Here is a 19,642-nt window from a genome sequence, read left to right as displayed (position 1 = left end):
CCATGTTCAACAAAGTACTCATCGCCAACCGGGGCGCGATCGCCGTCCGCATCGAACGGACGCTCCGCAAGCTGGGGATCGCCTCCGTCGCCGTCTATACGACCGCCGACCAGGATAGCCTCCATGTCGATCGCGCCGACGAGGCGCTGCTGATCGGGGAAGGCCCGGCCAAAGAAAGCTATCTGAACGCGGAGCTGATCCTCAGCCTGGCGAGAGAGAACGGCGTGGACGCGATTCATCCCGGCTACGGCTTCCTGAGCGAGAATGCGGACTTCGCCCGCGCCTGCCGGGCGCAAGGCATCGCCTTCATCGGACCTTCCCCCGAGCAGATGGAAGCGTTCGGCCTCAAGCACTCGGCCCGCGAGCTCGCGACGAAGGCGCAGGTGCCGCTCCTGCCGGGCACGCCGCTCATCACGGAACCGAGCGAAGCGATTCTGCATGCCGCAGACATCGGCTATCCGGTCATCCTGAAGAGCACCGCCGGCGGCGGCGGCATCGGCATGCGCGTCTGCGCGGACGAGGAGGCGCTGCGCGCCGCGTTCGACAGCGTGCGCCACCTGGCGGAGACGAACTTCAAGAACGGCGGTCTCTTCCTGGAAAAGTACATCGCCAAGGCGCGCCACGTCGAGGTGCAGATCTTCGGCAACCGCTTCGGCGAGGTCGTCGCGCTCGGCGAGCGCGACTGCTCCGTGCAGCGCCGCAACCAGAAGGTCGTCGAGGAGAGCCCGGCGCCGAACTTCCCGGCCGAAGTCAGAGCCGAGATGCTGGCCTGCGCGCGGCGGCTGGCGGCGGAAGCCGGGTACCGCAGCGCGGGCACGGTCGAATTCCTCTACGATCCGGCCAGCTGCCGCTTCTACTTCCTCGAGGTCAACACGCGGCTCCAGGTCGAGCATGGCGTCACCGAAGAGGTGCTCGGCATCGACCTCGTCGAGTGGATGATCCGCGAGGCGGCCGACGAGCTGCGCGATCTGGACCGGCTGGTCCCCGTATCGTCGGGCCACAGCATTCAGGCGCGCGTATACGCGGAAGACTGCCTACAGCAATTCCGCCCGAGCGCGGGACAGCTCGACAGCGTCCGCCTGCCCGCGGATGCGCGCAGCGAGACCTGGGTGCGGGACGGCCTCGCCGTGACGACGCTGTACGATCCGATGCTCGCCAAGATCATCGTGCACGGCGCCAGCCGCGAGGACGCGATCGCGAAGCTGAAGCGGGCGCTCTCCGAGACGCGCTTTTACGGCATTACGACCAACCTGCAGTACGTCGAGGCGCTGCTGGGCGAACCGGCCTTCGCGGGCGGCGACGTGTACACGCAGCTGCTGAACGACTTCGCGCCGAGCGAGTCCGCGATCGAGGTGCTCGACGGCGGCGTGCAGACGACCGTGCAGGATTGGCCCGGCCGCGCCGGCTACTGGGATGTCGGCGTGCCGCCCTGCGGCCCGATGGATCCGCTTGCCTTCCGCACGGGCAACCTGCTGCTCGGCAATGCCGAGGATGCCAGCGGCCTGGAGCTGACGCTGCGCGGCGGGACCTATAAGTTCCGCGACAGCATGTGGCTGTGCGTCACCGGCGCAGACATGCAGCCGGCGCTCGACGGCGCGCCGGTCCCGATGTACGCGCCCGTCCGGGCGGAGCGCGGACAGGTGCTGTCGTTCGGCGAGGCGGCCGAGGGCTTGCGCGCCTACCTGCTCGTCGCCGGCGGCTTCGATATGCCGCTGAAGCTGGGCAGCGCGTCGACCTTCACGCTCGGCGGCTTCGGCGGACACGGCGGACGCGCGCTGCGGGCCGGCGACGTCCTGAACGTGCGCCGCGGCGCGGAGTCTGCGCTGTCGGGCGCACTGACCGCGCCGTTGGGCGGACTGCCCGAGGCTTACCGCCCGGCGATTGCCCGGGAATGGACGATCGGCGTCATCCCCGGGCCGCACTGCACGGGAGAGTTCCTGAAGCCCGAGTATCTCGGGCAGCTGGCGTCGACCCGCTTCGAGGTGCACTTCAACAGCTCCCGAACCGGCGTACGGCTCGTCGGCCCGGCGCCGCTCTGGGCGCGCGAGGACGGGGGAGAGGCGGGCCTGCATCCGTCCAACATCCACGACAACGCCTACGCGGTAGGCACGCTCGATCTGACCGGCGACATGCCGATCCTGCTGGGTCCGGACGGACCAAGCCTCGGCGGCTTCGTCTGCCCGGTGACGACGGCCTCGGCGGAGTTCTGGAAGCTCGGCCAGCTGCACGCCGGCGACACGGTCCGCTTCCGGCTCGTCACGCTGGAGCAGGCGGAGGCGATGAGGCGCGCGCAGGAGGCGCAGCTGCGGGCGATCGGAGCGGGTATCCGCGAAGACTTGCCGGTCGCGGCGCTGCCGCAGGAGATCGCCGCGTTTACGCCGGAATATCCGGTTCTGCACAGCGATTCGTCGAACCGGAACTTCAAGATGACGATCCGCTGCAGCGGCGACGAGAATCTGCTCGTCGAATACGGGGCGCTCGAGCTCGATCTGCTGCTCCGCTTCCAGGTGCATGCTTTAATAGAAGCGATCCGCGAGCAGGACGCGATACCCGCGCTCGATCTGACGCCGGGCGTCCGGTCGGTGCAGGTGCGCATCGATCCGAAGCGCACGACGGTGAGCGAGGCCGCGCGGCGGCTGCTGGACCTGGATGCCTCGCTGCCTCCGCTGGCGTCGATTCAGGTGCCATCCCGGATCGTCCGTCTACCCTTGTCATGGGACGACCCGGCGACCCGGCTCGCGATCGACCGCTACCAGCAGAACGTCCGTCCGGACGCGCCATGGTGTCCGAGCAATCTGGAGTTCATCCGCAGGGTGAACGGACTGGACAGCATCGACGACGTGCAGCGCATCGTGTTCGATGCCAGCTATCTCGTGCTCGGGCTGGGCGACGTGTACCTGGGCGCGCCGCTCGCCACGCCGATCGACCCGCGGCACAGGCTGGTGACGACCAAGTACAATCCGGCCCGCACCTGGACGCCGGAAAATGCGGTCGGCATCGGCGGGGCGTACATGTGCGTCTACGGAATGGAGGGTCCGGGCGGCTACCAGTTCGTCGGCCGCACGATCCAGATGTGGAACAAGTTCCGCACGACGGCCAGCTTCGTAGCCGGCAAGCCTTGGCTGCTCCGGTTTTTCGACCAGATCCAGTTCTATCCGGTGACCGCCGAGGAGCTGCTGGTGATGCGAGAGGACTTCCTCCGCGGCCGCTTCGAGGCGGATATTACGGAGACGACCTTCGATCTCGGCGAGTACCTGCAATTTCTTTCTTCTATAGAAGAGAGCGCCGGGCAATTCCGGACGCAGCAGCGGCAGGCCTTCCGCGAGGAACGCGAGGACTGGAAGGCGAGAGGCCTGGCGGAATACGTGTCCGAGCAGGAGACGGGCAGCGCGGCTAGCGACGAGGAGCTCCCTCAGGATGTCGACGCGATCCGCTGCTCGATGCCGGGCAGCATGTGGAAGGTGCTGGCGGCGCCGGGGGACCGGGTGCGCAAGGGCGACGCGCTGTACATCGTGGAATCGATGAAGATGGAGTTTTCCCAGCACGCGCCGTGCGACGGCATCGTTCATTCCGTCCACGCGAAGCCGGGCGATACGGTGCATGCCGGACAGCTGATCGTCGGGATCGCCAAGTCGGCGGAAAAGGAGCTGGCAGCCGTATGAGTACGACGACGACGTTCGAGTTTGCGGATAACCTGACGATCGACTGGTTAAAGGCGCAATACGCCAGCCGCGCACTGTCGCCGCGCGATGTCGTGCTTGAGATTATTCGGCGCGCGGATGGGGACCGGGACATGAACATCTGGATCAGCCCGCCGACGCTGGCGGCGATCGAGCCTTACCTGGAGCGGCTGGACGCGCTGGACCGGGGGCAGGCGCCGCTGTGGGGCATTCCGTTCGCGGTGAAGGACAATATCGACGTGGCGGACCTGCCGACGACGTCCGGCTGCGCGGACTTCGCTTATGTGCCGTCCGAGGACGCGACGGCCGTGCGGCGGCTGATCGAGGCCGGCGCCGTGCCGGTCGGCAAGACGAATCTCGACCAGTTCGCCACCGGACTGGTCGGCATGCGCAGCCCATACGGCGAGACGCATAACGCGCTCCGGCCGGAACTGATCAGCGGCGGCTCCAGCTCGGGATCCGCCGTCGCCGTCGCCCGCGGTCAGGCCGCCTTCGCGCTCGGCACCGATACGGCCGGGTCGGGCCGCGTGCCGGCGGCGCTGAACGGGCTCGTCGGCTGGAAGCCGAGCCTCGGCGCCTGGCCGGTGAAGGGACTCGTGCCGGCCTGCGAGAGCCTGGACTGCATCACCGTCTTCGCGCATGGACTGGACGATGTCCTGCTGGTCGACCGGACCGTGCGGGGCTTCGAGCCGGACGATCCCTGGTCCAGGGACATTCCGGTCCGGCCGGCGCCGGAGCGGAGGCTGCCGTCCAAGGCGTATCTGCCGCGCGAGCCGCTGGCGTTTTACGGGCCGTTCGCCGAGCGCTACCGGCTCGCCTGGGACCGGGCGCAGGCGCAGCTCGGCCAGCTCGGCATTCCGGTGGAGTACGTGGACACCGCCTTGTTCGACGAGGCCGCGGCGCTGCTCTATGAAGGGCCATGGGTGGCCGAACGGTGGGCCGCGCTCGGCGAATTCGTCGAGTCGCATCCAGGCAGCGCGTTTCCGGTGACCGAGGGGATCCTGCGCACCGGCGCCGATCCTGCGCACCATGCCGCCGCGATGTTTCGTGCGATGCACCGGCTTCAGGCGCTTAAGCGCCAGGCGCAGCGGCTGCTCGGGGACGGCGTGCTCGTCATGCCGACGGCCGGCGGGACCTGGACGCGCGAGGAGGCAAGGCAGGAGCCGGTCGCGGCGAACCGGGCCATGGGCCTATACACGAACCATTGCAACCTGCTGGATCTGTGCGCCGTCGCCGTGCCCGCGGGCGATGCCGGCGACAGGCTGCCGTTCGGCATCACGCTGTTCGCCTTGTCCGGTCAGGAGGACCTGCTCGTCCGGCTCGCGGACCTGTACGGCGACACGCGCAGCGGCGCGCAAGCACAGGTGCAAGCTCCTGCCCAGGCCCAAGTGCAAGCTCAAGCGCAGAAGCAAACGCAATCGCAAGCTCAAGCTCAAGCGCACACGCAGGCCGAACCGACGACGCTCGTCGCCGTATGCGGCCTTCATATGCGGGGCCTCCCGCTCGAGCCGCAGATGCTGGCGCATGGCGCGAGGTTCGTCCGCGAGGACCGGACGGCCGCCAAGTACAAGCTGATCCGGCTGGCGACGCAGCCCGCCAAGCCCGGCCTGCTCAAGCAGGCTGCGGGCGGCGCCGCGATCGAGCTCGAGCTCTGGGAGATGCCGTTGGGACGCTTCGGCGCCTTCGCCGCGGCCATCCCGGCGCCGCTCGGGATCGGCAAGGTGGAGCTCGCGGACGGGACGGAGGTGCCCGGCTTCATCTGCGAGGGGCGGGCGGAGCGGGAGGCGGAGGACATTACCGCCTTCGGAGGCTGGCGAGCGGCGATGCCGAGCTTGGAGGCATCGCTCTCCGTTCCTGGGGACCGATAAGCGGCGTTAATCTTTTATAAAGTGTATAATTGCCGTAGTAAAGCAACGGAGGTATTCGCATGACTTCGAATCCCAAGCTACAGCAATTATTGAAGAAGGAAGGCGTATCGCTCGCGGCCATCGATGTCTTTGACAAGGCGTTCGATAAAGGGCGGATGGGGGCGCGGCGATACGACGCCGAGCAGGTGGACGCGTTTCTGGACGTCGTCGTGAAGGATTACGAACGGTTCTACAAGCTGCTGGAGAACATGCAGATCGAGATCGACGCGCTCCACGAATCGCTGGCGAACAGGGGGGAGATCTCCGTCGAAACCCTGCACGTGCGGCTGCGTAAGGTCGAACATTTTTTGCACAACAGCCGGCCCTAACGAAACGGGATGAAGCGGGGAAGCCCCCCGCTTCATCCCGTTTTGCTGGCGTTCCGGCCCGCCGTTTCATGCAAGCGCAACCATCAATTTGTTGTTGAATCTGCGAGAATCTGTGATAGGATTAACAACAGATTCGCTGAACAGACGAGGAGATCGCATTCAAATGTCCAACCGGAACCAACAAAATGTGCTTAGACAAGCGTTGCTGCTCGGGTTATTTTCCACGCTCGGGCCGTTTACGATCGATATGTATCTGCCGGCGTTTCCGGAGATCGTGGAACAGTTCGGCACGACGGCTTCGCTGGTGCAGCTCAGCCTTACCGCGTGCTTGCTCGGACTCGGCATCGGCCAGCTCGTGATGGGGTCGCTCAGCGACGTCCACGGCAGACGCGCGCCGCTGCTGATCTCCATGGCCGTGTACGTGATCTCTTCGCTAGGCTGCGCGTTCGCGCCGAGCATCGGCCTGCTGATCGCTTGCCGGTTCGTGCAGGGGTTCGCGGCCTCGGCCGGCATCGTCATCTCCCGCGCGATCGCCCGCGATCTGTACGAGGGGCACGAGCTCACCCGGTTTTTCTCGCTGCTCCTGCTGGTCGGGAACCTGGGGCCGCTCGTAGCGCCGGTCGCCGGCAGCGGCATACTGTCGTTCTCCTCCTGGATCGGCGTATTTATCGCCCTGTCGCTGCTGGGCATCTACTTGTGGATAATGACCAAGTGGCGCCTGCGGGAGTCGCTGCCGCCGGAGCGGCGCAGCCCGAGCAACTTCAAGCAGCAGCTGCGGAACTATGGCTCGCTCCTGCGGGACCGTCAGTTCGTCGGCTACATGCTGGCCCAGGGCATCATGATCGCCGGCGTCTTCGCGTACGTCTCGGGCACGCCCTTCATTTATCAGAATATATACGGGGCTTCGCCGACCCTGTTCGCGCTCTTGTTCGGCTCCAACGGCGTCAGCCTGATCATCGGCTCCCAGATCGTGGGTCGCGCTTCGCATCGCGTATCCGAGCGCACGTTCCTGCTGGTCGGCCTGTGGCTGGCCATGCTCGCGAGCGTCGCCGTCCTCATCGTGGCCCTCGTTCACGGCCCGCTCTTCACGCTGGTCATCCCGCTGTTCGTCTTCGTCGCGTCCATCGGCATGACCTCGACGGCGGCATTCCCGCTGGCCATGGAGAGCCAGGCCCGCATGGCGGGCAGCGCGGCCGCGCTGCTCGGCGTCATTCCGTTCCTGCTCGGCGCGGTCGTCTCCCCGCTCGTCGGCATCGCGGGAGAGGATACGGCCGTACCGCTGGGCGTAATCATCCTATCCACGAGCGCCGCGGCGATGCTCGCATACTTCTTGCTCGTCGGACGAGGCTCGCGCGCCGCGAACGGTTAACAGGCTTAACCCATGACAGAAGCTCAGGGCCGAATGTGCCCCGGGCTTCTTTTTGTCTCGTTTACAGGGTCGGTCTCGGCATCAGCCGTAATACACGGCGTCGTACGGGAACTCGAGATTCTTGGCCCGGTATTCCCCCGGCGTCATGTCCATGTATGCGCGGAACACCTTGCCGAAGTAGCTCGGGCTGTCGAAGCCGCACCGCCGGCCGATCTCCTGGACGGGCATCTCGGTCGTCCGCAGCAGGGCGAGGGCGGCTTCGACCCTCCGGTCGCGGAGATAGGCGAGCGGGGACGTCCGCTCGGACTTCTGGAACAGCCGGCACAGGTAATGCCTGTTGACGCCGCAATGTCCGGCGATCGCGTCGAGCGTCAGCGGCGCGGCATACTGCTCCCGGATCAGCTTCTTGGCCTTGTCCATGATCGTGACCGAGCTTGCGCCGACTTCCTTGCCGGGCTCGCGGCTCGATTGCACCAAGGTCAGCAGCCATTCATAGACGAGGCCGGACAAGCGATATTTATCCGTCGCTTTCTCCTCGGCGATCGTGCCTAGCAGACTCAACAAGTGAGCGATCAGCGGCGCGTCCGTCCCTCGGCGGATGATCGGACCCTCCCGCGCCGTCACGAGATCCCAGATCCGTACCGCTTCCTCGCCGCGCAGGTTGATCCAGAGAATCTCCCAGGGCTCGTCCGCTTCCAGGTAATAGTATCTGTGCCTGCCGGGCACCTTGACCAGAAATCCCGTGCCGGGCGGCAGCGGATAGCGCCGGTGGTCGATGTCGATATACCCCTGACCGCTTAACGTATATTGGAATATCACATGACCCGCGTCGGGGCGCTCCTCGCCGGCGAAGCTGTAGGCCGGGGTGGCGATAACCTGCCGTCCGATCGAATCGAGCGTCAAGATCGAATGATCGTCATAGCGGAAGGCAAAGGCAGAAGGCTTGTTCACCGAATCATCTCCATCGAGCTAAAGTCAATTTTGTTATAGTATAGAGCACAACTTTGAGATTGTCCCCTCCAACGCCCACAGGTAAGATCGTGGTATAAAAAGGAGCGTGGACGATCATGACGAATCGGGAACCCGAAAGCCGGGAGCTTGAGATCGGGCTGTTGCCCGGCGAGTATTGGTGGGGAGGACGGGTCGCGGACGGGAAAAGCATGCCTTACGGCGCATCTGCGTTCGGGGCTGACCTGTCCGGAGAAGTCGGCGGCAATCAAGCCGCCCCGCTGCTGATCTCGAACAAAGGCAGATATATCTGGAGCGAAGAGCCGTTTTCCTTCCGTTTCGGGGAGGGCGCGTTAAGCGCGAGCGGGTCTGGCGCGCTGCGGTTCGGCGACGGCCATGGCGATTTGCGCGAGGCTTTCCGCGCGGCGTCGCGGTCCTTTTTCCCGCCCGTGCCGGACGTGCCGGAGGAGCTGCTGTTCACGGCGCCGCAGTACAACTTATGGATCGAGCTGTTGTACGAGCCAACGCAGGACAAGGTGCTGCAGTACGCCAGAGACTTATTGGACCGCGGCTTTCCGCCGGGCGTCATCATGATCGACGACAACTGGCACGAGCCGTACGGCAATTGGACGTTCCACTCCGGCCGGTTTCCCGAGCCCAAGCGGATGGTGGACGAGCTGCATGCGCTGGGCTTCCAGGCGATGCTGTGGGTGTGCCCGTTCGTGAGCCCGGACTCCGCGGCGTTCCGCGAGCTGGAGCCGCAAGGCCTGCTGTTGAAGGACCGCGAGGGGAAGACGGCGATCCGCAAGTGGTGGAACGGGTACAGCGCCGTCCTGGATTGCACCGATCCGAGGGCCGTCGCATGGATTCACGGACGACTGGATGCCTTGCAGGCCGCGTACGGCATCGACGGCTTTAAGCTGGATGCCGGCGATCCGGAGTTTTACGAGCCCGACGACAGGAGCGCGGTGCCGGCGACGCGGGCCGGGCACTGCGAGGCCTGGGCCAGGGTCGGGCTCAAGTACCGGCTGAACGAGTACCGCGCTTGCTGGAAGCTGGCCGGGCAGCCGCTCGTTCAACGGCTTAAAGATAAACGGCATGAATGGGAAGGCGACGGTCTCGGCGCCGTCATCCCCGACGGACTGGCGCAAGGCCTGCTCGGATACGCGTATACGTGTCCGGACATGATCGGCGGCGGGGAATTCTCGAGCTTCCGGACGGACAGGCTGGACCAGGAGCTGTTCGTGCGCTACGCCCAGTGCTCGGCCCTGTTCCCGATGATGCAGTTCTCGGCAGCGCCGTGGCGGGTGCTGGACGAGGAGCATATGGGTTACTGCCTGGATGCGGCGCGGCTGCATGCGCGGTTCGGCGGCGAGATCCTGGCGCTCGCCCGCCAGGCGGCGGACACCGGCGAGCCGATAATGCGGCACATGGCGTACGAATTTCCGGGAACGGGCCTCGAGACTGTCCGCGATCAATTCATGCTGGGCGGCACGCTGCTCGTCGCCCCGGTCGTAACGAGAGGCGCGCGGGCACGCCGGGTAGCCTTCCCCCCGGGGACCTGGGAGGGAGACGACGGCAGCGTCGTCGTCGGCCCCGCGAATCTGGAGATCGAAGTCCCTTTAAGCAGGCTTCCTTACTATAGGAAGCGATAGCGCATAGGTGCGCATCGTTCATAAAACTGCACATTGTTGAGTTGTGTTTTCCCCTTCCGGCGCTTACCATGGGGCTTAATTTGGGAAGAGGAAGGAAGTTTACCATGGAAAACGCAAGCAACGATCCGATCGCTTCACCGGCGCGTCAACAGGCGGAGCGGCAGGGCCCGGTCTGGCCCGCCGAGCTGCTCGCGAACGCCAATCTGCCGTTCCGTCCGACGGACGCGCTGGTCACGACGCAGAATCCGCCCGACTTCGGCTGGCCCTTCGTGCCCGGCGCGGACCGGTATCGGCTCGAGCTGTCGCGCGAGGCCGCGATGAACGGCAGCGACGCCGTTAACGCGGAGCCGGCGACTAATTTCTATAATTTCCCCTTCACGTTGGAGGAGGGGACCTGGTACTGGCGGGTGCGCTATCATGCGCCCGAGGCTGGCTGGTCGGCATGGAGCGACACCCGGAGGTTCAGGATCGCGGAAGGAAGCGTGCCGTTCCCCGTGCCGACGATCGACGAGATGCTCTCGCGCATGGAGACCCGCCACCCGCGGGTGTGGACGAATCCGGACCAGCTGGACGCCTTCCGCGAACGGCGCCTAGGAGGCATCGCCAAGGCGGTCTTCGAGGAGACCCGCGCGTCGGTGCTCGCGCGTCTCGACGATCCGTTGCCGCCGGACCCGACCTTCCCGTACATGGACAGGGCCATATCCAGCGTGTCGCCGGAATGGGTCAAGGCGCTGCAGGACTTGCGCAAGTACGCCGACACCGCGCTCGACCACCTGCTGAGAGCGGCCTTCGTCTACCTGATCTCGGGAGACCGCGCGATCGGCGAGCACGCCAAGGCCCATCTGCTGAACTTCGCCTCCTGGGATCCGGAAGCCGCCACCCGGTTTGACATCAACGACCAGGTTCACCGCGCCGTCGCGTACCGTTCGGCCATCGCCTACGACTGGCTGTACGATCTGCTGTCCGCCGAGGAGCGTCGGACCGTCCAGGACATGGTCCGGACGCGCATCGCCGTGCTGATCGAGCATTACCTGGACCGTCAGCCGATCTATCAGTACCCGTTCGACTCCCACGGCTGGACGATCGCGGGCTACATCGGCCTGATGGGGACGATCCTGCTGCACGATATCCCCGAAGCCGAAGGCTGGGTGCGCCGCGCCGTGCCCGCATTCATCAACCTGCTGCCGCCATGGGGAGGAGAGGACGGCTCCTGGTCGCAGGGGACCGGCTACTGGCAGTGGTCGTCCGGCTCCAACAAGGAGCTGATGGACGTGCTGCTGAGCGCGGGCGCCATCGACGCCTATGCCAAGGCATTTTCGCGGCACGAGGGGCTGTATCCGATCTATATGTTCCCGCACGGCAGTCCGACGGGCGTGTTCGGCAACGACAGCCATTACCTGCCGGATGCGCCGAGCATAAGCCTGCTGAACCGGCTGGCCCAGGTGTACGGCGATCCCCGCATGCAATGGGCGGCGGAGGCGATCGGCGACAAGCCGACCTCCGGCCTGCACAATTACTACTTTGGAGACGAGCGTCTGGCTTCGAGACCGCCGGTCGATCTGCCGAAGGCCAAGTGGTTCGATACGACGGGACTCGTCGCCATGCACAGCGATCTGACCGATCCCGAGCGCGTCTCGCTGTACTTCAAGTCCAGCCCGTACGGCAGCTACAGCCACAGCCAGGCGGACCAGAACGGCTTTATCGTCCATGCCTTCGGCGAGACGCTGGCGCTCAAGAGCGGGTACTACGATTATTACAACAGCGTACACCATCGCGGCTACACCAAGCGGACCTACTCGGGAAACACGATCACGTTCGACGGACGGCAGGGCCAGCCGATCGACGACTTCGACGCCAAGGGCCAGATGGTCGGATTCGCGTCCCACCCCGCCTTCGACGCGGCGACCGGAGATGCCGTCGCGGCTTATCGGGGCGGCGAGCTCGCCCGCGCACTCCGGCATATCGTATACATGAAGCCGTCCGTCTTTGTCGTGATCGACGATCTGGCCGCAACGGATCCGGACGGCGTCTCCTTCGAGTGGAACCTGCATGCCGACGAGCGTCTGACGCTCGATCCGGACGGCGGCGCGACGATCGAGAAGGGGAAGGCCGGGCTGAAGGTCCGTCTGCACGGCGCGGATGCGCGCGGCAGCCGGGCCGCGATCGAGACCCGCTTCCTCGACCCCGAGGGAGAGGAGGCGCTGCCCGTCGCGTGGGCGACCGGATGGTCGCAGGTGCATGCGTCGTTCGTCACGCCGAAGACCGATGCCGCGGTTCTGATCGCGACGCTGGCGCCCTACCGGTTGGACGGCGAGCAGGCGGCGGCAGTCGCATCCGACGAGCGCGACGGCTATATCCGGCTGTCGTTCGAAGGGGACGCCGTCCTCTATGTCCGTACCTCGTCCGAGGGTACGGTCGACACCGGCGCGGACGGCTACCGCTTCGACGGCGCGGCGCTGGCCGTCCGCGGCGATTCGCTGCTGCTCGTGCACGGCACGAAGGCCGAGCGGGATGGGGGCGTCGTCTTCGAGAGCGACGTGCCGGCGACGGCCGCGTGGGGAGACGGCCGGCTGTCCGTGTCCGTCGCCGGGGACGCGGTGCTCGCGCTGCAGGCGCCGGATGCGGTCCGCCTGCGCGAGCTGGGCACCGGCCGCGAAGTGCCGGAGGGAGGGGACCCGTCCGACCGCGTGAGCCGCCATGGCGCGTACTGGACGGCGGCCTCCGGACGCCTGACGCTGCGGCTGGAGAAGGGCCAGCACGCTTTCCGGCTGGGCGACGGACCGGCGCCCGGGCCGCTCGCGCCCGTGACGCTGCCGACCGAGATCGACGGCGCGCCCGGCGAGACGGCGCTCGAGGTCTGGCGCGACGTCGACGGCGATGCCGTCGCCTGGGGCAGACTCGCGCTCGCGCCCGGCGAGTACGAGGTGCTGGACGCGCCGGCGGGGTTCGTCTTCGCGCGGCACGGCCGCATCCGCAAGGGCGCGCTCGGCGCCGCCGAGCCGGTGGTTCTCCGCGGCGAGACCGGTGTCCTGCGGCTGCGGCGCGCCGGATCCGATGCACCTGCGCATTAAGCGAACGCGCGGCATACGCTCATAGATGAACTCGCGGCTCCGATGGAGCCGCGAGTTTTAATTTTTTACGGCGCCGGGATCAACCTAAACCTATTTGTTGTATATACCTAATAGGTATATTATAATGACGCTATTCAGGCTATCGGCCAAACGACGGGAAGCGATCTCCATGGAATTCGTCATTTTAGGTTTGCTGCTGCTGCGCGATCTCACGCAGTACGAGGTCAAGACGATTCTCGAACGGCGCGTATCGCCCTTTTTCAGCGCCAGCCTCGGCAGCATTCAGGCCGCGTTCAAGAAGCTCGAGCGCGAAGGTCACGTGGACCGGCGGGAGGTCGCGGACGGAGGGCGAATAAAAAAAGTCTATTCCATCACGGCCGCCGGCAGGCCCTATTTTTTCGAATGGATGCTGGCCGCGGCCGATTCGAACCGACTGGACAAGGAAGTTACGACCAAGCTGTTCTTTCTCGGGCTTCTCACTCTCGCGGAGAGACAGGCCGTCGTCGCGGCCCTCGTCGGCAAGCTGGAGGAGACGGTCCGGCAGTTCGAAGCCGCTAGCGCAGAAGCCGGCCGTCAACCCGCGCCGGACCCGTATGCCGAGATTGCCAAGTATCAGTTGAAAACGCTGGAGCTGGGACTTTACCATCACCGCTCGATGTTATCTTGGTTTCGATCGTTGTTGGAGGAAATAGAGGGGGAGGCGAGACGCGTATGAACGAAGATCTCGTCCAGGGGGCCGCCGTGATCGGCGCGGGATCGCGACGATAATCGCCATATTTCAACTGCTTCTCGCGGCGGGCTTGCCGCTGGGCGCCTACAGTTGGGGAGGCGGGCATAAGGGCGTGCTGCCGGCGCGGTTGCGATGGATGAGCCTGCCGTCGGCCGTCATTCTGGTTCTGATCGCGACTGTATTACTGGCGCATGCGGAGGTGATCGCGATCGACACGAACGGGAGTACCCGAATCCTGATATGGATCATAGCCGTGTTTCTCGCCTTGAACACGCTGGGCAATCTGGCATCGAAGAGCAGGCAAGAAAAACCGTCATGACTCCCTTGGCGGGCATCGCCTTCCTTTGTTGCTTGATCGTCGCGATCTGGGGCGGTCCATAATTTGTCCGGACTCGCCTGCGATGCTATGCTGGGTGCATATCCACTATAAGCAGAGGAGCGATGTATGCGATGTATCAGACGATCGAACAATTCGTGAACGACTGGAACCAGGAAGCGGCGTTGACGCTTAAAGTGCTCGAGGCGCTGACCGACGCGTCGTTGAAGCAGTCGGTGTCCGACACCCGTCCCAGGTCAATCGGCGATCTCGGCTGGCATGTAGCCGGCGCGCCTGCCGGCATCCTTGGAAGCGCCGGGCTTCGGATTGAAGGCCCGGACTTTAAACGGCCGGTCCCTGCGAGCGCCGCGGAGATCGCCGAGGCCTACCGAAGCATGAGCGTCGCAGTCGCGAACGCAATCAAGGCGCAATGGGCCGATGCGCGTCTATCCGAGAGTCTGCTCCTGTTCGGCTCGATGAACATGACCTATAACGACGTGCTCAACCTGGTCGTTCGCCATCAGATCCACCATCGCGCGCAGATGACCGTTCTGATGCGGCAGGCGGGCGTGGTCCCTCCCGGCGTGTACGGTCCCAACGAAGAGGAAGGCGCCGCGATCAGAGCCGCGCGCAGCCAGCAATAAGCGAACGAAGGCAGAATACACGGAGTCCTCGGAAGAGGCTCCGTTTTTCTTCATTTGAGGCTAAGTCTCAACCAGGAACAACTCACTCCCGCGGACCTCGTCCACCCGACAGGTAGTCTCAACCAGGAACAACTCACTCCCGCGGACCTCGTCCACCCGACAGGTAGTCTCAACCAGGAACAACTCACTCCCGCGGACCTCGTCCACCCGGCAGGAAGTCTCAACCAGGAACAACTCAGCCCCGCGCACTCCCGTCCACCCGGCAGTAGTCTCAACCAGGAACAACTCAACCCCGCGCACTCCCTTCCACCCACAGGAAGTTTCAACTAGGAACAACTCAACCCCGCGCACTCCCTTCCACCCACAGGAAGTTTCAACTAGGAACAACTCACCCCCGCTTATCCCGTCTACCCGACTGGCAACGCCAGCTCCATTCCACCTTTTCCAATGTGAGCCAACTTAACGGATCGGTTCCCGCGAACGCGCGGCCATGATACAATAGAGGGATATGAAAACGATTTATAAGCAGCGTCTACCGGAACCATCGCCGTAATCGAAAGGAGCGCGCCGTTTGCAGCAAAGCTGGTTTCGCCGACTGTTGTTGTCCTACTTCCCCATTTTTTTCATCACCATCACGGTCATCGTTTTCCTCTCCTTTCTGATGGTCAACGAAATTTCCCGCAAAGAAACGGCCAAGGCGGACGCCGTCTCCACTCGGTTTATCATGGAAAACCTGGAGCGGACCGTGAACGATATCGAAATGAGCGTCCTGAAGGAAGTGGAGACGAACGGGAGTTATTCGGCTTACTTGAACCGTACGTCCGGAGACGACGAGAATTTGATCTATTCGCTGGCGCCCCGCCTCCGCGCGCTGAACGAGAACAACGAGCTGATCGCTTCGGTCTATCTGTACCGGGACGCCGACCGGACCGTGCTGACCGAGAGGGGGAGGAACGAGCTGTCCGCCTATCCGGACCGCGCGTTCATCGAGGGAGCGCTGCAGAAGCCGGAATACCGCGGCTGGTCCCAGGTGCGGGGGCTGATGGAAGTGGGAACGCCCAACCCGCAGCGGGTCATCTCCATGTACAAGCGGCTGCCGCTGCCGTTCGGCAATCAGGGCCTCCTGGTCGTCAACGTCAGCATGTACCCGCTCGAGCAGATCGTGAACGCGATGACGAACGACAGCATCTCCTTCCTGATCATCAAGAACGAGGCGGGCGATGCGATCTTCGAAGCGCACAAGGCCGAGGGCGCCGGCGGCTCCGCCTCGGGCGGCAAGGTGCTGACCACGCTCCGCTCGGACCGGCTGGGCTGGGAATTCGAGAGCGGCATTCTTACGGGCCAGCTCTACGCCTGGGTATCGGTCATCTCCTACGTGTGGATCGCGATCGGGATACTGACGGTATTGCTCGCCGTCGTCTATATCGTCTATATCACGCGCAAGAACTATCGTCCGATCCAGCTGGTCATGAACCGTCTGCAGTCGATCCAGCTTCGCCAGGACGCCCCGCCTTCCAAAAAGGACGAGCTGGCGATGATCGACAACGCACTGACCAGCCTGATCTCCAGGTCCATGGATTACGAGAAGCAGTATCACGAGAACCTGGTGCTGCAGCGCAGCCAGCTGTTCATCGATCTCGTCGGCGGCCACAAGCTCGGCGGCGACCTCGCCGACAAGATGCGCAAGCTGAGTCCGCTGCCGCCTGACGCGGAGGCGGGGAGCTATGCGATCGCGGTCGCGGAGATCGGCGAGTACGCGCTGTTCCAGAACCAATACTCGGTCAAGGATCAGAATGTGCTGAAGTTCGCGCTGATGAACGTATTCCAGGAGCTCGCCCGGGGCGAGGCCATGCACAGCTGGGCGGAGTGGATCGCCGGCGATCGCGTCGCCGTCCTGATCGCGCTGCCCGCGGGCGAAGGGGCCAAGAGCACCGAGGATCTCCGGGGCATCTCGGATCGGTGCCGGGACTGGGTCGAGGACAAGCTGCGCATCTCGCTCCGCTTCGGCATCGGATTCGCCGTCCGGCGCCTGGAGGAGGTCGAGCAATCGTTCCGCGCGGCGACCGAGGCGCTCAGGCATAAGCTGTCGCACGGACAGGGCACGATATTGTTCGGCGAAGAGATGTCGACCGGCGATCTGAGTCCGGTGCTGCCGTACCTCGGGACGATCGCGGGGCTGGTCAAGGACTTCCGCATGAACAACGAGGCGTGGAGAGACGGTCTGCAGGACATGTTCGAGCGCTTCCGCAAGGACAGGCTCAAGGACGACGCCATCCATTCCCTGCTGCAGACGATGCTGCGGATGCTCGGTCACGAGCTCGATATTTTCTCCGAAGAACTCCGGTCGCGTCTGTCCGGCGAGCAAGGCGAGGGCTGGCAGCGGATTCTGGCCGATTCCCGGTCGCTTGACGAGCTGCAGGCCGGGATCGCCGAGTTTCTGAGCGAGACCTACCGGTCCTATGTCGTCGTCAGCAAGACGAATACGTACCGGGCCATGATTAACGAGATGAAGAGTTATATCGAGGAGCATTTCTCCGATCCGGACCTGTCTCTCAAGCACTTGAGCGACCGGTTCCAGATCTCCGGCAAGTACGCGAGCTATTTATTCAAAACGGAGTTCGATATGAAGTTCGTCGATTTTCTCGTCCATCTGCGGATGGATCGGGCCGAGAAGCTGCTCGTCGAGACCAAGCTGCCGATCCAGGATATCGCCTTGTCGATCGGCTACGCCAACTCGATCACGTTCGGCCGCGTCTTCAAGCGGACCTACGGCGTCGCGCCGGGCGACTACCGCAAGCTGAAGCTGCGGTCGGCCTCCGAGTAACCCGGCCGCCGCATCGCGGCACGGGGCATGCGCGTCGATATCCGTTCAAGTTTACTTCGGGAATTCGGTTTATTCCGCCAGATTGGCGTTGCGAAATGAGTGCGATCGTCCGGATCGGGACGCACTCGTTTCGTTTTTTTAATTCCGGAACAACGTTCCGCCGCGGTGCGACGCGCGGAATCCGATGACGGTCGCGACTGCCGGACGCGGCGGCCAGGGGACGGGACGTGCGTGCTGGAATTCGGTTTAGTTCGGGAAAACGGTGCGCTCCCGCGCCGAATCGCCGCGCAAATGCCCGTACGGAGCGGCTTCGCGCGGTTCGAATTTAGTTTATTGTCCCCGTGCCGGTCCGGCAGGCATACTGGGGACATCCCCGATTCAAAGCGCTTTCAACGTGGAACCTGCCGCTCTCCAGGGCGGCTCTCCAGCGGCGGCGATATGGGGCGAACCTATTCATATGACAAGGGGTTGTGAAAATGGCACCAAAGATGACGAAGGCAGCAAGCCTGTCGCTGGCAGCCGTACTCGCAAGCATGAGCCTGCTGAGCGCATGTTCATCCAATTCGAATTCGGACGCAGGGAACGCAGGTAGCGGCGGAGGATCGGCTTCGGCCGGCACCGCATCCTCGCCTGCCGCTTCCGGCAAGCAGGTCACGCTCAAGGTCGAGCTGTTCGACCGCGGCAACTCGCCGAGTCCTTACACCATCACGAACAGCTATCTGACGAAATACATTCAAGACAACTTCGGCACGCCCAACAACATTAAGATGGAATTCGTGCCCGTGCCGCGCTCCGAAGAGATCAAGAAGCTGAACGTGCTGATGGCGAGCGGCAGCGACGTCCCGGATATCGTCTTCACCTACGACTCCGCCACCTTCAACCGGTACGCCCAGCAGGGCGGGCTCACGGATCTGACCGATCTGCTGAACGAGCACGGCTCCAATCTCAAGGCGTTCCTCGGCGAAGATACGCTCGCTTACGGCAACTTCGAGGGCAAGCAGCTCGCGATTCCCGGCAAGCGCTCGATCCTCGGCAAGTACGCGTCGTTCATCCGCACGGACTGGCTCGACGCGCTCGGCATGAAGGTGCCGACGACGACGCAGGAGCTGTACGACACGCTGAAGGCGTTCAAGGAAAAGGATCCGGGCAAGACGGGCGGCAAGGTCATCCCTTACGGCATGACGATCGAGCCGGCGCAGTACGATCCGCTGATCTGGTCGTTCATTCAGCCGACGACCGACGAGCAGAGATTCACGCTCACGCAGAAGCTGGGCTCCAACGAGTATCCGACGCTGCTGCCGGGCTTCAAGGACGCGCTGCAGTTCTTCAACAAGCTGTACAATGAAGGGCTGATCAGCAAGGACTTCGGCCTCGACAAGGACAAGAAGCAGATGACGCAGGACGTGCAGAACGGCGTGGTCGGATTTTTGACCGAGGACTATCCGAACCTGTACTACGCGGAAGGCACGTACGAGAACCTGCTCAAGACGGTGCCGACGGCCAAGCTCGATCCGGTCGACGTGCTCACGAATTCCGAAGGCAAGCACGCCAAGCCGGAATACGCGCCGAACGGCATGTACATCATGATCCCCAAGTCGAGCGAGCGCGCGGCCGAAGCGGTCAAGTATCTCGACTGGATGGCCCAGACGGAGAACATGCTCGCGCTGCAGAACGGCGTAGAAGGCGAGAACTACGAGATGAAGGACGGCATTCCGATCGTGAAGACGGACGCGCCGCAGGACGTCATCGACCGCATCTACAACTACGGCGACATCGTCATCCTGGCGAACGGCAAGTTCACGGGCGACGAAGAAAAGAACAAGCAGGCGTTCGCGGCAGGCTTCCCGCCGGCGTACCAGGAGAATCTCCGCAAGGCTCTCGACATCTCGGTCGCCGACACGTTCAAGCCCGTCCTGATCGATCGTCCGATCGAGGCGGAATCCAAGTACGGCACGGCGCTGCAGGACAAGTACGAAGAGATGATCGTCAAGGCCGCGACGGCCAAGCCGGCTAACTTCGAGAGCGCGTACGAATCCGCCCTCAAGGATTACATGCAGAGCGGCGGGCAGGCGATCCAGGACGAGCGCACCAAGGTCTACCAAGAGACCAAGTAATCCGCGCACGAGACAAACAAGGGAGAAGAGGCGGCCTTGGAGGCCGCCCTTTACT

The 19,642-nt window shown here is 64.2% G+C and carries 12 protein-coding genes; 11 read left to right on the top strand and 1 reads right to left on the bottom strand.

All coding sequences use genetic code 11. From position 1 onward, the window contains the following. Positions 1–2: 2 nt before the first annotated feature. From uca to PQG80_RS19550, 4 genes are all read left to right on the top strand, one after another. Complete coding sequence (gene uca / locus PQG80_RS19565; RefSeq protein ID WP_271753181.1) at positions 3–3,662, top strand: urea carboxylase; 3,660 nt, start codon at positions 3–5, stop codon at positions 3,660–3,662. After that, the gene (gene atzF / locus PQG80_RS19560; RefSeq protein WP_271753180.1) at positions 3,659–5,548 is read left to right on the top strand and encodes an allophanate hydrolase; all 1,890 of its coding nucleotides are present in this window, start codon (positions 3,659–3,661) and stop codon (positions 5,546–5,548) included. The genes uca and atzF overlap by 4 nt, the downstream gene beginning before the upstream one ends. A gap of 59 nt (positions 5,549–5,607) precedes the next feature. Then, entirely contained in the window at positions 5,608–5,916 is a 309-nt protein-coding gene (locus tag PQG80_RS19555) for a DivIVA domain-containing protein (protein ID WP_271753179.1), read from the top strand. Positions 5,917–6,079: 163 nt separating this feature from the next. Continuing rightward, the gene (locus PQG80_RS19550; protein WP_271753178.1) at positions 6,080–7,285 is read left to right on the top strand and encodes a multidrug effflux MFS transporter; all 1,206 of its coding nucleotides are present in this window, start codon (positions 6,080–6,082) and stop codon (positions 7,283–7,285) included. A gap of 81 nt (positions 7,286–7,366) precedes the next feature. Here the strand turns inward: PQG80_RS19550 and PQG80_RS19545 are convergent, their stop codons facing one another. Further along, positions 7,367–8,236: a helix-turn-helix transcriptional regulator gene (locus PQG80_RS19545; RefSeq protein ID WP_271753177.1), complete on the bottom strand. Its 870-nt coding sequence runs from the start codon at positions 8,234–8,236 to the stop codon at positions 7,367–7,369. Positions 8,237–8,352: 116 nt separating this feature from the next. Between PQG80_RS19545 and PQG80_RS19540 the strand changes: the two genes are divergently transcribed. The 7 genes from PQG80_RS19540 (at position 8,353) to PQG80_RS19510 (ending at position 19,587) form a co-directional block, all read left to right on the top strand. Then, positions 8,353–9,888 (top strand): glycoside hydrolase family 31 protein, encoded by a 1,536-nt coding sequence (locus PQG80_RS19540; protein ID WP_271753176.1) that lies wholly within the window; start codon positions 8,353–8,355, stop codon positions 9,886–9,888. A gap of 104 nt (positions 9,889–9,992) precedes the next feature. Beyond that, positions 9,993–12,959 carry a DUF4962 domain-containing protein gene (locus PQG80_RS19535; protein WP_271753175.1) on the top strand — a complete coding sequence of 989 codons (2,967 nt, stop codon included), beginning with the start codon at positions 9,993–9,995 and terminating at the stop codon, positions 12,957–12,959. 169 nt (positions 12,960–13,128) lie between these two features. After that, entirely contained in the window at positions 13,129–13,674 is a 546-nt protein-coding gene (locus PQG80_RS19530; protein ID WP_271753172.1) for a PadR family transcriptional regulator, read from the top strand. Positions 13,675–13,801: 127 nt separating this feature from the next. Continuing rightward, positions 13,802–14,008 carry a hypothetical protein gene (locus PQG80_RS19525; protein ID WP_271753170.1) on the top strand — a complete coding sequence of 69 codons (207 nt, stop codon included), beginning with the start codon at positions 13,802–13,804 and terminating at the stop codon, positions 14,006–14,008. Positions 14,009–14,139: 131 nt separating this feature from the next. Then, on the top strand, positions 14,140–14,649 hold the full coding sequence (locus PQG80_RS19520; RefSeq protein ID WP_271753169.1) for a DinB family protein: 510 nt from the start codon (positions 14,140–14,142) through the stop codon (positions 14,647–14,649). Positions 14,650–15,220: 571 nt separating this feature from the next. Further along, positions 15,221–17,473 carry a helix-turn-helix domain-containing protein gene (locus tag PQG80_RS19515; protein WP_271753168.1) on the top strand — a complete coding sequence of 751 codons (2,253 nt, stop codon included), beginning with the start codon at positions 15,221–15,223 and terminating at the stop codon, positions 17,471–17,473. A 476-nt stretch (positions 17,474–17,949) separates the two neighbouring features. Continuing rightward, positions 17,950–19,587: an extracellular solute-binding protein gene (locus tag PQG80_RS19510; protein ID WP_271753166.1), complete on the top strand. Its 1,638-nt coding sequence runs from the start codon at positions 17,950–17,952 to the stop codon at positions 19,585–19,587. Positions 19,588–19,642 lie beyond the last annotated feature (55 nt).

Source organism: Cohnella rhizoplanae (assembly GCF_948329515.1).
GTDB classification, from domain to species: Bacteria; Bacillota; Bacilli; order Paenibacillales; family Paenibacillaceae; genus Cohnella; species Cohnella rhizoplanae.
Note: the sequence above shows the minus strand (reverse complement) of the source record. Positions and strands in the feature narration are given on the sequence as shown.

Bases quoted from the DNA above. Each gene is read 5' to 3' on its own strand.
- uca (WP_271753181.1), top strand. From the start codon at position 3: ATGTTCAACAAAGTACTCATCGCCAACCGGGGCGCGATCGCCGTCCGC.
- atzF (WP_271753180.1), top strand. From the start codon at position 3,659: ATGAGTACGACGACGACGTTCGAGTTTGCGGATAACCTGACGATCGAC.
- PQG80_RS19555 (WP_271753179.1), top strand. From the start codon at position 5,608: ATGACTTCGAATCCCAAGCTACAGCAATTATTGAAGAAGGAAGGCGTA.
- PQG80_RS19550 (WP_271753178.1), top strand. From the start codon at position 6,080: ATGTCCAACCGGAACCAACAAAATGTGCTTAGACAAGCGTTGCTGCTC.
- PQG80_RS19540 (WP_271753176.1), top strand. From the start codon at position 8,353: ATGACGAATCGGGAACCCGAAAGCCGGGAGCTTGAGATCGGGCTGTTG.
- PQG80_RS19535 (WP_271753175.1), top strand. From the start codon at position 9,993: ATGGAAAACGCAAGCAACGATCCGATCGCTTCACCGGCGCGTCAACAG.
- PQG80_RS19530 (WP_271753172.1), top strand. From the start codon at position 13,129: ATGGAATTCGTCATTTTAGGTTTGCTGCTGCTGCGCGATCTCACGCAG.
- PQG80_RS19520 (WP_271753169.1), top strand. From the start codon at position 14,140: ATGTATCAGACGATCGAACAATTCGTGAACGACTGGAACCAGGAAGCG.
- PQG80_RS19510 (WP_271753166.1), top strand. From the start codon at position 17,950: ATGGCACCAAAGATGACGAAGGCAGCAAGCCTGTCGCTGGCAGCCGTA.